The following is a 13,467-nucleotide window of genomic DNA, read 5'->3' on the forward strand; positions in this document are numbered from 1 at the left end:
AGTCTGTTACCGCATTTTTCCACAAACAACAGGCCAGCTTGGCAGGGTATTTTTATGGATTGCGACGTTGCGATTATCGGAGCAGGAGCAGCTGGAATATCCGCGGCCCGCGCTTTGCAGGCTGCTGGCCGGGGTGTCATTCTCCTTGAGGCAAGCAGTCGGGTTGGCGGTCGGGCCTGGACAGTAGAAATGAAAGGATTACCACTCGATATCGGATGCGGGTGGCTGCATTCGGCAGAACGCAATCCTCTAATTGCGATCGCGCGCGAAAACGATTTCAAGCTCGTTGAAGGCCGAACAGCCTGGCAGCAGCAGTGGCGGGATCTAGGTTTCCCCGCCGCGGACAGGATTGCCGCATTTGATGCGTGGAAGACTTTGACGAAGCGCTTACGCGAGACGCCGCCGCAAAGCGATTGCGCCGCGGACTCCCTGGAGCCGAATGGTCGTTGGAACGCATTCTGCCAATCGTTGAGCGGTTATCTGAATGGCGTGGATCTCGAAGGCCTTTCGGCGGAGGACTTTACTCGATATGACATCGCCGCAAGCGACTCAAATTGGCGCGTGCGCGAGGGATATGGCAAACTCCTAGCGAGTTCTCTGCCTCAAGTTCCGTTATATTTGTCTTGCCCAGTCCGTCGAGTCGCAATCACTGCGAACGGTGTCGAACTGTACACCGATGGGGGCCATGTGAAAGCACGGGCGGCCATTGTGACGGTTTCAACAGCGGTCCTCGCCAGCGAAGTCATTGCATTCGATCCTCAAGCCGACGACCACATCCAGGCTGCCGCCCGGCTGCCGCTTGGTCTGGCCGATAAGCTGTTTTTCGAGCTTCATGGCGAGCATGGACTGGAGGCCGAGACGCACCTCCTCGGCAACCCAGATGACACCAAGACTGGTAGCTACTACATTCGACCGCTAGGTAGGCCTCTCGTCGAAGGTTTTTTTGGCGGTTCGGGTGCGTTTTCCTTGGAGAGTGGTGGGCTGCTCGACGCATTTGCATACGGCTTGGAACAGTTGTCGTCCCTGCTGGGAAGCCGAATACGCGGCCATCTGCGCCCCTTGGCCGCCTCGTCCTGGCGACATACCGATTACATACTGGGCTCCTACAGCCATGCGCTACCGGGACAAGCTGCTGAAAGGCAAACACTCGCCCGGCCCATTGAGGGGCGAATATTCTTCGCTGGTGAGGGGACATGCGAGACGGATTTCTCCACCGCCCACGGTGCGTGGGAAAGCGGACGACGAGCAGCCGGGGAGTTCCTCGATCTTCGCCACTAAGTGAGCCTTTGATCAAACGGCATGGACCTCGCGGAGGCCATACACTTTGCAGATACCCTTCACTGAATGAAGGAGGCTCTTGATCAATCTCACGTCTTCAGTCCGCGACAGGCAGTGGCGCGTCCGGATTGACCAGGCCGGCCTGACGAATCTCGCGCCAGAAATCGGCCGGGATCATCTCTGCAAGAGCTGCGCGGTCCTCCGCGATGCGCTCCGGCTTGCTCGCACCGGGAATGACGGCTGCGACCGCCGGATGGCCGAGGGAGAATTGCAGCCCAGCCGCCTTCATGCTCACGCCTTGGCGATCGGCGATTGCCTTAATCCGTGCCACCCTGTCGAGGATTGCAGGTGTTGCCGGGGCATACTCGAAGTTGGGGCCGCCCACCAGCGCGCCGGAACTGTAAGGGCCGCCGACAACGATACGGAGTCCACGTTCGGCAACTTTTGGCATGACGCGCTGAAGGGCACGGTCATGGTCGAGCAATGTGTAGCGGCCGGCGAGCAGGAAGCCGTCCGGGCGCGGGCCCTCCAGCGCGAGCAGCAGTTCGATCGGCTCGACACGATTGACGCCGAGCCCCCAGGCCTTGATTACGCCTTCGTCTCGCAACCGGTCGAGCGCTTTGAAGGCGCCCTTGCGCGCGCTCTCGAAAACACTGAGCCACTCGTCGCCGTAGAAATCCTGGGCGACGTCATGGACAAAGGCGATCTCGATGTGATCAGTGTTCAGCCGCTTCAGGCTGTCCTCGATCGAGCGTAGGGTGGCGTCTTCCGAGTAGTCGTTGACGATCTTGTTGGGGCGGCCGTATTTGAAGACATCGCTCTTCTCACCGAGGTTTCGGGCGCTGACATCCTCGATCTCGTCGAGGATGACCCGGCCAACCTTGGTGCTGATCACATATTGGTCGCGCGGCTTACTCGCAAGCGCCTCGCCCATGCGGATCTCGGCGAGGCCGGCGCCATAGAACGGTGCATTGTCGTAATAGCGAATGCCATCATTCCAGGCGGCCTCGACCGTTGCCAGCGCCTCTTCCTCCGGAATCTCACGGAACATGTTGCCGAGCGGGGCTGCGCCAAAACCGAGCTTGCTCGGCAAAATATCCTTGAGAGTCATATCTTATCCTTTCGTCTTGTTTGCGTGGATCAAGCACGGGTTGATGAAGAGATAGAGGAGGTGGGGCACCACGGGTTGCCGGCAAGGGTTGGAAGGATATGTGGGGCTGTACGGTCATGGCGGAACAATCGCGGTGTTTTTGTCCGAGGCTTCCAACGACTTTTCCGAATCGATCGGGACCGACTGATTCACGTTAGGTATATCGGGCGGGATCACGCCTTCGCCCGATTGAACAACAAAGCAAATTCCGGATCGGCAAAGTATCGAAGTTTCCGGGCGATGATCGGCCGCTGACCCGCGACAAACAGAAGTTCATGGGACGCAGGCAGATTGCGAACTTCGTCGGGCGTCAGGAGGGGACGTCCGACATGCTGCTCGGCGAAGGAAAGGCCGGTCTTTTCCGAATCGAGCGCGCGTGCCTCTGTTTTGAAAATCACGGTCTCCTGACCGAGGAGGTCGGAAACAAGGCGGGCACCCTCGTGATCATTGACGCCGAATACCTGAAGTACACCAGCATTCGATAAAAATGTACCAGCGTGGTGCCCGTAGGTCGCGCGCAGTTGATGGACGTCTTGTAGGATGGGCCAGAGCTGCACGCCATAGCCCGCCATCAATCCCATCGCTCTTTCGACGGGGGCAAGGTAACCAAGCGCTGCAAACTCGTCGAGCAGATAGAGGACGGGCGGCTCAGATTGCGCCGCCGAGGACGCCGTTCTTGCCATGTCGATCAGGCTCTGGGTGATCAGCAAACGAAGCCATCTGGAATAGACCGCAAGTCGATCCGGCGGCAGCACCAGAAACACCGTTGCCTTACCCGCCTTTAGATCCGCAAAGCGAAAATCTGAACCGGCAAGTACCTTCGTCATGCGTGGACTGTCGAGGAAGTGCGTATGGCGCTGTGCCGCCGACAGAACGCCGCTTGCCTCGCGATCCGATTTGCCAAGATGACGATTGGCAGCCCGCGCAATCAAGCCATTGACCTGATCGCTCGCCTGCATTTCGTGAAGCAGGGAATGGAATGCCTCAGGTGGCATTGTAAGATAGTGCCGTAGCGTCGAGAGAGTGGGCCCGCCGCTTGGCTCTGCTGCGAGGGAGTGAAGAAGCAAACCGGCGATCAGTGCCTTGGCCTCTTCGTTCCAATGCGCGTCCCCCGAATGGCCCGGCTCATCAAACACCAGCGCATCAGCGAGGGTCGCGGCGTCTTCAGCGACATCCACGCTTTCAGGATCCAGGTTGTCGAGCGGGTTGAATGCAGCGGACGACAAGGACGTTGCACCAAAAGGATCGAGGATGTGGACCGGTCCGAAGCGCGATCTGGCTTCACCGGCGATCATTGCATTTTCGCCCTTCGGATCGATGCAGATAACAGAGCGGTCGGCCATGAGGAGGTTTGGGATGATCGTCCCGACGCCCTTGCCACTTCTGGTCGGCGCCATTGTTAGAAGGTGCGCCGCCCCCCCATACCTAAGCAGCTTTCCGGTGCGCAGATCACGGCCAATGAGCAGGCCGCTGCGTGAGCGAACGAGTGGTGCGATTTCACGTTTGTCGGCGAAGCGGGCGGATCCGTGGCTGTCCTCGCTTGCCGATCCGAAGTGCAGGATCAGAGGGGCCGACAACATCCTGATGAGCAGGATGATCGCAAAGGCGGAGAACACCCAATTGCCGATGATCCAGATGAGATCGCCTTTCACGGCCCCCAAGCTTTCGACGACATACTGAATGATGAAGGCGGCAATCATGACCGTGATCGCGTAAGCTGCCGCGCCCATCGCAAATCGCTTTGCTGTCCGAAGAGGAAGGGTGAGAAGTGCGACGGCTGCCCATAGTGGATCGCGGGCTGCCATGCGCATCATATTGGCGGCGGCGTTTCTGATTTGACGGGAATAGATCATAAAGGCGTGCCCTCGTGGTTCGAGACCGGGTCATCGCAGCCTGGCTTCAGGAGGTCATCGAACGATTCCCAGTCGCCCTTGCGAACAGGGTACTTTGGCAACTTGCATCGGTGCCATTCGAGAGGGGTCGCGACGATGATGCGCGGTTGCCATTCTCTCTGGTCAGGACCTTTCGGCGGGTATCGATTGCGCGCTCCTGCTTGCTGAGACGGAACTGCAGCGTCTTCCCCGCCCCAAGCTCTGCAAGCCGTTGGCTGATTGCCTTGCCTATCACAATGATCACTCCTCTCGCGCATTCGCCTGACCGGAGCCACCCGGCCCGCCAGCCCGCAGGTTGCGTGGCTATGAGGCTGGTCGAACGTGCTCGCTCCGGCAACTCGCACTTCTGCGAGTAGATGCCAGCAATCGAAAAATGAAAGCTGGTCGCAGTTATCGCCGCTTGGTCCCCGGCCCGAAGAGACGAGGCCGATGGCGGCACGAGGGTTGCTGCTCACGCAACTCTGCGTGCTGAAGCGCAGATCTGCAGGAAGGATGGCGCATTGGCGATCTACTATTTCCAAATGAGATTGATCGCCCGCAGAAGCGGCGGCAGTGCTGTCGTCCACGCTGCCTACATTGCTGCCGAGCGCCTGACGAACGAACGCGACGGTCTGACTTATGACTTCACTTGGAAGCGCGGCGTCGAACATACCGAGATCGCTCTGCCGGATGGCGCCAATGCCGATTGGGCGCGGGACCGTTCGGCATTATGGAATGCCGCAGAGCGAGCGGAAAGACGAATTGATGCGCGCGTTGCCCGCGAATTCGGGATTGCGCTCCCGCATGAACTGACGGCTGAGCAGCGTTTGGCGTTGACGCGAGAGTTCGCCCGGAATCTCGCCGAGCGTTATGGCGCAGCGGTCGACTTCGCCATCCATCGAGCGGATGTCGGAGGCGACGCTCGCAACACCCACGCGCATGTGATGATGACCACGCGCGTGGTATCGGAGCGGGGTCTCAGTGAGAAGACCCAGCTCGAGCGAAACAACGAATGGCTCATTGCGAACCACATGCCGACATCGCGCCGGCGGCTGAAGGAACTGCGTCAGGCCTGGGAGGATCTCGCTAACAGGCATCTTGCGATCGCAGGCCTTGATATACGCATCGACCATCGCTCGCTTCGGGAGCGAGGTCTGAAAATAAAGCCAACCAAGCCCGTGGGTGTTCTTGCGACACGGCTGGAGCGCCGGGGTATCGCCGTGTTGCGAACCAAGCTCGACGAGGCTGCGGCGAGGCGCAATGCCGATCTTATCTGCAACAAGCCCGAACAGGTACTGACGCTTATTACCTACGAGAAAAGCGTCTTCGACCGCTTTGACATTGCCCAGGCTCTGCACCGCTATATCAACGATTCCCAGACGTTCCAGAACGCATTTGCGTCGGTCATGGCTTCGAAGGCGTTGGTGGAACTTCAACCCGAACAGCTTGACGTTCACGGGCGCTCCGGCGAAGCACGCTACTCGACGGCGGAGATGATCGCCATCGAGGCTGCGATTGCAGACAACGTCGCTGCCATGAATGCCAGAGATAAACATGGTGTCCTGAGGCGCCATGTCGAAACCGCGATCGCCGATCAGGACAGAGCGATCAGTGGCAATGGGTCGTCACCAGGCCAGGGCTTGTCTGCGCAGCAACGGTGGGCGATCGAACACGTGACCGGGTCGAGACAAATCGCAGTGGTGGTCGGCTTTGCAGGTGCTGGCAAGAGCTCGATGCTGTCTGCTGCGCGACAGGCCTGGGAAGCTCAAGGGTATCGCGTGCACGGCGCTGCCTTGTCGGGCAAAGCGGCCGAGGGTCTGGAACAATCGTCCGGGATCTTGAGCCGCACGCTGGCGTCCTGGGAGTACAGCTGGCAGGCCGACCGGAACCGGCTGAACCGCAGCGATGTCTTCGTCATCGACGAGGCCGGAATGGTCGGAAGTCGGCAACTCGCCCGCTTTGTTGAAGAGATCAAAAAGGCCGGAGGCAAGCTCGTTCTTGTCGGTGATGATGAACAGTTGCAGGCAATCGGTGCGGGGGCGCCATTTCGGGCAATCGTAGAAGCCGTGGGCTACGCGCAACTGTCGGAAGTGCGCCGCCAGAGAGCAGACTGGCAGAAACAAGCATCGATCGACTTTGCATCTCATCGCACCAAAGCCGGGCTGTCCGCCTACCAGGCACATGGACATGTCCACTTCAAAGCCGATCGTCGCGAGGCGCTGAAGTCAATCGTCGCGGACTACGTCATGGATCGGGCCAGCAGTCCTGACAAAACGCGTATCGCAATGGCTCACCGACGCAAGGATGTTCACGCCATCAATGCCGGCATCCGCACCGTCCTGCAGGAGCAGGGCGAACTGGCGAAGGGGATGGATGGTTCGGATGATTTGGGCCGGGAGCTCACCTATCAGACCAACGATGGCACACGTGCCTTTGCCCCGGGCGACCGCATCGTTTTCCTTGCCAATGACCGTGATCTGAACGTCAAGAATGGCATGCTGGGTGAAGTCGTCTCCGTCGAGCCGGACACAATCCAAGTTCGGCTGGACGGCAAGACACGAGGCTCGGATGGGCAACGCCACGTCACCATTCCCGTAAAGACTTACCAGGCCTTTGACCATGGCTATGCAACTACCATTCACAAAACGCAGGGCACCACGGTTGATCGAGGCTTCGTTTTGGCTTCGACGACGATGGATCGGCATCTGACTTACGTTGCGATGACCCGTCATCGCGATGAGGTAAAGCTCTATGCAGGGCTGGATGATTTCAAGACGATGCGATCTCTGACGGAGACCCTTGGTCGGTCAGGGGCAAAGGAGACAACACTCGACTATACGCGCGCCTTTGCCAATCGGCGCGGCCTTGACTTGCACGGCACCAACAGTCGGCTGGAGTTAGCATCCGTCGCGACGACGAGGGAGGATCCAGGCAGCCGACGTGATCCTGTTGCCGAACCAAAGCGCCATGAACAGTTGGCTCCGACCCCTGGCGTTTCCCTGAATAACGGCCACGGCGGTCGACACGACGACGATCGTCGTCCAGTGCTCGTTCCTGCAATTGCGACATATCAGTCAAGCGTCGAAGCGGCGGCGCGCTCGCACGCAACGCCGGCATTCGAACGTGAATGGGAAGTCCCCAAATCATGGGCGCCGCGCATTTTCTCAAACGCCCGGGCGGTGATGGAGGAGCTTCGCAAGAGTATCGTTGATCGGAACGCGGATCCAACGGAGCTGGCGAAACAACTTAGCTCGACGCCGGAAAAGTTTGGCGCCCTGGTTGGAAGGACCGGTTTACTTGGAAACAATGCCGAGCGCCGGCAGGCGATCAATCTGGCCAGCGCGCTCGCATTTCACGTCGAACATTGCGGCAAGACTTGGCACCGCCGTTTAGCCGCCGAGTACAACTCCGAAACGTGGCAGCGCGAAAAGCGGGACGTCATCGAAATCCGCGGTTTCAGTAAACAGAGCGAAGCAATGCTTCAGAACCTCGAGACGTTATCGATTACGGAGCGGGGGAGGTTCGTCGAACAGATGAAGACGACCCTTGAGGGACGCCAGGCTCTTGACGAGGCGAAGGACATTACGACGGCGATCGAAAAACGGTTCGCGCGTGCCAATCCATCGGATCTCGCAGAACAACTGAAGCGCACAAGTCCTGGTCAGACCTGCGACATAGGATACATCAGGCAAGTCGCCCGTCTTGCCGATCTTAGCCACCGTGCGGAACTGACGCAGGAGTTTGAGCTGAAGCGCTCGCTAACTCGTGGTCAGGGGCTTGGACTGGGAACGTAAATGAATTCAGAGGCTTAAGCCTATCCCCTCACGCGCGCGCGGCGCGGGGTAGCGCGTGGACGACAATTGTCCTTCGCGCGAAGTCCAAAAAGATACGGCGCGGCATTGTCATCAGCCAACGCCGTACACATAGTGCCTCAACCAGATAGAAATCTAACGATGCTACATGGAGTTACAATGACCCGCCTTTCGAACACAGTCGCCGTCGTAACTGGCGGTGGCAGAGGAATAGGTCGAGAGATCGCTCTGCAGCAAGCGAGGGAAGGTGCGAAAGTCGCTGTGCTGGCACGAACGGTGACGGAGATTGAAGAAACAGTCTCGCTCATTGAGGGCGAGGGCGGGCAAGCGGTCGCGATTTCGACGGACATGATAGACCTTGCTGCGGTTGAAAATGCCTTCACTCGCATTGCCGCCCAATTGGGCGCGATCGACATTTTGATCAATAATCACGGGTCGTTTCAGGGCTTCGGTCCGATTTGGGATTGTGACCCTCTTGTGTGGTGGCGAGATGTAGAGATCAACCTGCGAGGCACATTCAATGCTTGCCGCTCGGCGGCCCCTATGATGTTGGCGCGGAGCAGGGGCCGGATCGTAAACCTCGTTGGTGGTGGAACGGGCAACAGCTTTCCGCATGGCTCTGGCTACGCGTCCAGCAAAGCCGCCATCATGCGCCTTACGGAATGCCTGAACGACACGACCGTCATTCATGGGGTGCGCGCGTTCGCGGTCGATCCCGGTCTTGTTCGTAGTGCGATGACCGAAATGCAGCTTTCATCGGAGGCAGGGAAGACCTACCTACCCGGTATCCAGAAGCTCTTCGATGATGGTGTCGACATCGAGCCGTCGCGGGCTGCACTCTTGATTGCCGACATCGCCGCCGGACGTTTCGATACCCTTGCCGGCCGTCTCTTGCGTGGTATCGATGATCGCGATGCGCTCGCAGAGGACATGGACGCCATAGTTGCTGCGGACGGTAGGGCGTTGCGCTTTAGCGCGGTCGAACAAGCGAAGCTGTGAGAGCTGCTGCAGACTGATCCTGTTCGAGGGGTGTCTTAATCGATTTCGATATGGAGATCCCGGATCAGAGCCTCGCGCTTGGCGAGCGCATCGATGGCGCAATCGGCGAGCGCGCGGGCAACGAGGTTAAGAAGGCCCTCGCAGAAGACAACGTAGGCGCCCATGCTGTTGCTGAAAAAGCTGCTTGCGTGCGGGACCAGAAATGCGTGCTGGGCAGGTGGGACGAGGGGAGAAGATCGAGTATCCGTCACAGTGATAACATCAAGCCCCCGGCGAGCGCCAAGGGCTGCGACCTCCGCGACATTGCGCGTATAGGGCGCGCAACTTGCGACGACAAGGACATCGCCGGGCTCCAGCTGGGCAAGTCCTTCCGCTTCACCAAGGCGCGGTGCATCGAGCAGAGCGACATCGTTTCTCAACATAGCCAACCCGTAGGTTAAAAAGCTCGCAAAAGCGTGGAACTGGCGCACGCCGTAAACGCGCACGCGTCTCGCATGCGCGAGCCTGCCTGCCGCCGCCCGCAGTTCGGGACCGTCTAGCTGCGCGAGAAAGCCGTCAATATTGGCTTTCGATTCAGCCGCCAGCTTCTCGAAAACATGGATTTCCTCGTCGGCTTCCTCCTTGATCGAGATTAGCCGGCCAGCCTGGCGGCTGTAGAAATAGCGTCCGTCGTCGGAAATCGCTTCCCGGAAAATATCCTGAAGATCCCCAAAGCCGCCATAACCTAGACGCTTGGCGAGTCGGGTCAGCGTGGATGGGTTGACGCCGAGCCCTTCGGCCAATTCGGAAATCGTGCGGACCGCCGTCTGTTCAGGCGTATCGACAAGCCGGGAGAGAACTCCAAGCGCCTTGCCTCCCAGCGAAAGGTCTGTGTTGCCGCGTCTGATGTCGACCGTCAGCGCTCGAAGCTCCTCAAGTGTTTTCGGACGCGGGGAGCTTTTCAATGCGCTTATCGTGATCATTCATCTTGCCTCATGCGGGATCGAGCGCATCGCTCTTAAAGCGGAAACGCGGAGAAGTCTCGCTTCCATCATAGATCGTGCAATCGACCTTGTCCGTACAGATCTTGAAGCAGGCGGTTGCCAGCGTGTTTTCGTTATCCGGATCGTCGGGCTGCTGGCGATAGATCGGCAAGGCCTTCTGTGCCCTATCGCGAAGGATAGCGAGAGGATCGACGCTGCCGTCGGCTTCCGCAATCATTGCATCTGCCCGCTCCTGGCGCGCATTCGAAGAACTGGTAATGAGCTGCTGTTCCGCGCGGATACCCTCATGGATCAGATGATTGGCATGGCTGGAGGGGCTTTGCACGGTGTGAACGGACAGATGTTTGTGGGTGAACTCCAAGCTGAGGATAGCGGCCTCTCCAGACCTGGCAAGCGTCAGATGAAAAGCACCGGCGCGGGGCGCGGTCTTTACTCGTTCAACGGCCTCGTCCAGCGAGCCGCAATCGAGAAGCGCGCGGGTCACGATCATGCGCGGCAGGCCCGTTCCGGTCTCGCGGGATCGGATATTGTTGACCGTCATTACCAAGCCGGCGTCGTTGACGGCAAAGGTGTGACCGGGAAGGGACGCCGGATAGATGAATGCGGTATAGGCTCGACCCTTGGACGGGCGCACGGTCGCGAGCGCGCAGCCGCGCCGAAGACCGGGATCGCCGTCCTCATTGTGGGCGACGACGGGTTCGGAGCCGGGGATTTGTACTGTCGTGCAGCCATCCGGGCTCGTCGCCCGGATGTCGCCGCGGCAGTTCCAGGCGAAAACATCCTCCAGCGGCAGTTCCAGGCCGGCTGCCAGCCCGCGCAATTCCTCGAGATAACGTGGAAAGAGCGTCTCGGTCAGCCTTCTTGCCGCCTGCACGCGATCATGGTTCCTAGATTCGGTCACATGTGCCCAGGCATAAGTGTGGATCAGATGCGAATGCACTGTGTCCGCGCCGTGGCGGCCGAGCTGGAGACCGATTTCGAACGGCTCGCCGGCTATCTCAACGCGGGAAAGCCGATGGGATTTATCAATGGACATGCTGAAGGAACTCACGAAGGCGGGGATTTTCAGGATTGTCGAGCAGGGTGGCAGGATTGCCGTCGACCGTGATCTTTCCGCCCTCCATGAAGATTAGGCGCGTGCCGACCTGTCGGGCAAACGCGATCTCGTGGGTAACGACGATCATCGTCATGCCTTCTTCGGCGAGCGACTGCATGACCTTCAGCACTTCCTGGCGAAGTTCCGGATCGAGTGCCGAGGTCGGCTCGTCGAAGAGCATCAGCTTCGGCTTGACCGCAAGCGCGCGCGCTATGGCCACGCGCTGTTGCTGGCCGCCCGACAATTCGGAGGGGTAGTGATGGCCTCGATCCGCTAGCCCTACCTTTGCGAGGAGTGTTTTGGCCTGCGCGGTTGCTTCGGCCTTACCCAGGCCACGGACGCGCCGAGGGCCGAAGGCGACGTTTTCGAGCGCCGTCATCTGCGGGAAAAGATTGAACTGCTGGAAAACCATGCCGGCTTCCTGGCGGATGAGGCGCACGCGCGAGCGTCCCTCGCGCACACTGATATTGTCGACAACGAGATCGCCGCCATCGATTTCCTCTAGCGCATTGATGCAGCGCAGAAGGGTGGACTTGCCCGAGCCGGACGGACCGATCAACACCACAACCTGGCCCGCCTCGATGTTGAGATTGACATTTTTGAGGACGGTGATTGAGCTGAACGTTTTGGTGACGTTTCTGAATTCAACGATGCTCATAGAATGCGCATCCTTTTTTCGGTGAAGCGGAGAGAGAAAGTCAGGACGCCGGTCATGATGAGGTAGAGAATGGCGACAGCGGTCCAGATCTCGACGGCACGGAAATTGGCCGCCATGATCTCCTGTCCTTGCCGCGTCAATTCGCCGACACCAATGACGATGAAGAGCGACGTGTCCTTCAGGCTGACGATGAATTGATTGCCGAGCGGCGGGATCATACGGCGAAACGCAATCGGCCCGACGACATAGGCCAGGACCTTCCACATCGGCAGCCCAAGCGCGAGCCCGGCCTCTTTGAGACCCTTGCTGACGGAAAGCAGCGTGCCGCGAACGATTTCCGCTATGTACGCGCCCGCATTGACGATGATGGCTGTGATGGCCGCCGTCATGGGATTGACGCGGATGTCAGCCAGTAGCGGCAGGGCGAAATAGATGAACATCACCTGCACGACGATGGGCGTGCCGCGAATGATCTCCACATAGACGAAGGCGATGGCGTTGAGCAGCCAGTTGCCATAGGCGCGCATGAAGCCCGCGATAGCGCCGACGGCGATCCCGCCGACGAGACCCGCAAAAGCGATGAGAACGGTCAAGCGAGCACCGCCGAGAAGAGCAGGCAGGGCATCGATGACCACCGACCAGTCGAATTGCATTGGAATACTCCCGTGGACTGCGCGCCGGCGGGACCGACGCGCATGAGGCTACCTGGCGATCAGAGCTTCGGCTCGGCGCCGAACCACTTCTTGTAGATGGCCGTGTAGGTGCCATTGTCCTTGAGCTTGGCGAGCGAGGCATTCACCTTGGCGACGAGCTCACTGCCTTTCGGAAAGGCGATGCCGTATTGCTGCGCCATCATCTGCTCGCCGACAGCCTTCACCTTTCCGGCGCCAGCTGTCTTGATGTAGTAGAGCACGTTCGGCGTATCATGCATGGCGGCGTCGACACGGCCGGTCTGAAGTTCCATGTAGGCGTTATCGACATTCGGGAACTGGCGCAGTTCGGTGTCCTTGAAATTGGCCTTGGCATAGTCGGCAGCCGACGTCCCGGTCTTTATCGCCAGCGTCTTGCCCTTCAGGTCTGCCGGGCCTGCGATCTTGCTGTCGGTCGGGACCATCAGCAGGAAACCGCTGTCATAATAACCGTCTGAAAAGTCGATGACCTTCTTGCGTTCGTCCTTGATGGTGATGCCGGCAAGGCCGACATCGACCTGCTTGGTCTGCAGAGCCGGGATAATGCCGTTGAAGTCCATCGGCTGAAGCGAGTAACTGACGCCGATATCCTTGGCCACGGCGTCCCATAGATCGATATCGAAGCCGACATACTGATCGCCTTGCTTGAATTCGAACGGCACGAAGGCGGTGTCGGTGGCAACGACAAGATCCTTGGCCAGAACCGGGCTGAAGGAGAGGGCGGCGGCAAAAGCGCCAATCAGCAAGTGACGAATACGCTGTTTCATGGAAGTTCCCTTTATCGTTGATGCGTCTGAAGTTTGCTCAGATACGCTGTCAGCAAATATAGAATGCTTTCTGAGATTTGTCGCATTGAAAATTTGCAGAATATAATTTTGTGCATTGAAACGAATGCATATGAAAGAGGCGACGAGTCATAGTTTTGCTGGTC

General features: G+C 59.0%; 10 protein-coding genes. 3 read left to right on the forward strand and 7 right to left on the reverse strand.

Annotated elements, in window-relative coordinates; translation table 11 throughout:
• Positions 1 to 54: 54 nt before the first annotated feature.
• Entirely contained in the window at positions 55 to 1,278 is a 1,224-nt protein-coding gene (locus BN77_RS17920; protein ID WP_040677369.1) for a flavin monoamine oxidase family protein, read from the forward strand.
• Positions 1,279 to 1,375: 97 nt separating this feature from the next.
• Here BN77_RS17920 and BN77_RS17925 read toward each other — a convergent pair whose 3' ends face one another.
• A complete protein-coding gene (locus BN77_RS17925) occupies positions 1,376 to 2,389 on the reverse strand; it encodes an aldo/keto reductase (protein ID WP_007534475.1) in 1,014 nt (337 codons plus the stop codon).
• Positions 2,390 to 2,601: 212 nt separating this feature from the next.
• A complete protein-coding gene (locus tag BN77_RS17930; protein WP_007534478.1) occupies positions 2,602 to 4,281 on the reverse strand; it encodes a type IV secretory system conjugative DNA transfer family protein in 1,680 nt (559 codons plus the stop codon).
• 539 nt (positions 4,282 to 4,820) lie between these two features.
• On the opposite strand from BN77_RS17930, the gene traA reads away from it, so the two are divergent.
• Positions 4,821 to 8,093 (forward strand): Ti-type conjugative transfer relaxase TraA, encoded by a 3,273-nt coding sequence (traA, locus tag BN77_RS17940; protein ID WP_007534482.1) that lies wholly within the window; start codon positions 4,821 to 4,823, stop codon positions 8,091 to 8,093.
• A 177-nt stretch (positions 8,094 to 8,270) separates the two neighbouring features.
• A complete protein-coding gene (locus BN77_RS17945) occupies positions 8,271 to 9,110 on the forward strand; it encodes an SDR family NAD(P)-dependent oxidoreductase (RefSeq protein WP_007534484.1) in 840 nt (279 codons plus the stop codon).
• A 35-nt stretch (positions 9,111 to 9,145) separates the two neighbouring features.
• On the opposite strand, the gene BN77_RS17950 is transcribed toward BN77_RS17945, so the two are convergent.
• From BN77_RS17950 to glnH, 5 genes are read right to left on the reverse strand one after another with little or no spacing between them, the layout of a single operon-like run.
• The gene (locus BN77_RS17950; RefSeq protein WP_007534485.1) at positions 9,146 to 10,072 is read right to left on the reverse strand and encodes a MurR/RpiR family transcriptional regulator; all 927 of its coding nucleotides are present in this window, start codon (positions 10,070 to 10,072) and stop codon (positions 9,146 to 9,148) included.
• A gap of 10 nt (positions 10,073 to 10,082) precedes the next feature.
• On the reverse strand, positions 10,083 to 11,129 hold the full coding sequence (locus BN77_RS17955; protein WP_007534486.1) for a C45 family autoproteolytic acyltransferase/hydrolase: 1,047 nt from the start codon (positions 11,127 to 11,129) through the stop codon (positions 10,083 to 10,085).
• Complete coding sequence (glnQ, locus tag BN77_RS17960) at positions 11,119 to 11,847, reverse strand: glutamine ABC transporter ATP-binding protein GlnQ (RefSeq protein WP_007534487.1); 729 nt, start codon at positions 11,845 to 11,847, stop codon at positions 11,119 to 11,121. Before glnQ ends, BN77_RS17955 begins: the two co-directional genes overlap by 11 nt.
• Positions 11,844 to 12,500 carry a glutamine ABC transporter permease GlnP gene (gene glnP / locus BN77_RS17965; protein ID WP_007534488.1) on the reverse strand — a complete coding sequence of 219 codons (657 nt, stop codon included), beginning with the start codon at positions 12,498 to 12,500 and terminating at the stop codon, positions 11,844 to 11,846. The genes glnQ and glnP overlap by 4 nt, the downstream gene beginning before the upstream one ends.
• A 59-nt stretch (positions 12,501 to 12,559) precedes the next feature.
• A complete protein-coding gene (gene glnH / locus BN77_RS17970; protein WP_007534489.1) occupies positions 12,560 to 13,303 on the reverse strand; it encodes a glutamine ABC transporter substrate-binding protein GlnH in 744 nt (247 codons plus the stop codon).
• Between the last annotated feature and the right edge of the window lie 164 nt (positions 13,304 to 13,467).

It is taken from the genome of Rhizobium mesoamericanum STM3625 (assembly GCF_000312665.1).
Lineage (GTDB): Bacteria > Pseudomonadota > Alphaproteobacteria > Rhizobiales > Rhizobiaceae > Rhizobium > Rhizobium mesoamericanum.

What these genes read in the sequence shown, in the direction of transcription:
- glnP (WP_007534488.1), bottom strand. Translation starts at nt 12,500, where the DNA reads ATGCAATTCGACTGGTCGGTGGTCATCGATGCCCTGCCTGCTCTTCTC.
- BN77_RS17930 (WP_007534478.1), bottom strand. Translation starts at nt 4,281, where the DNA reads ATGATCTATTCCCGTCAAATCAGAAACGCCGCCGCCAATATGATGCGC.
- glnH (WP_007534489.1), bottom strand. Translation starts at nt 13,303, where the DNA reads ATGAAACAGCGTATTCGTCACTTGCTGATTGGCGCTTTTGCCGCCGCC.
- BN77_RS17920 (WP_040677369.1), top strand. Translation starts at nt 55, where the DNA reads ATGGATTGCGACGTTGCGATTATCGGAGCAGGAGCAGCTGGAATATCC.
- glnQ (WP_007534487.1), bottom strand. Translation starts at nt 11,847, where the DNA reads ATGAGCATCGTTGAATTCAGAAACGTCACCAAAACGTTCAGCTCAATC.
- BN77_RS17945 (WP_007534484.1), top strand. Translation starts at nt 8,271, where the DNA reads ATGACCCGCCTTTCGAACACAGTCGCCGTCGTAACTGGCGGTGGCAGA.
- BN77_RS17950 (WP_007534485.1), bottom strand. Translation starts at nt 10,072, where the DNA reads ATGATCACGATAAGCGCATTGAAAAGCTCCCCGCGTCCGAAAACACTT.
- BN77_RS17925 (WP_007534475.1), bottom strand. Translation starts at nt 2,389, where the DNA reads ATGACTCTCAAGGATATTTTGCCGAGCAAGCTCGGTTTTGGCGCAGCC.
- BN77_RS17955 (WP_007534486.1), bottom strand. Translation starts at nt 11,129, where the DNA reads ATGTCCATTGATAAATCCCATCGGCTTTCCCGCGTTGAGATAGCCGGC.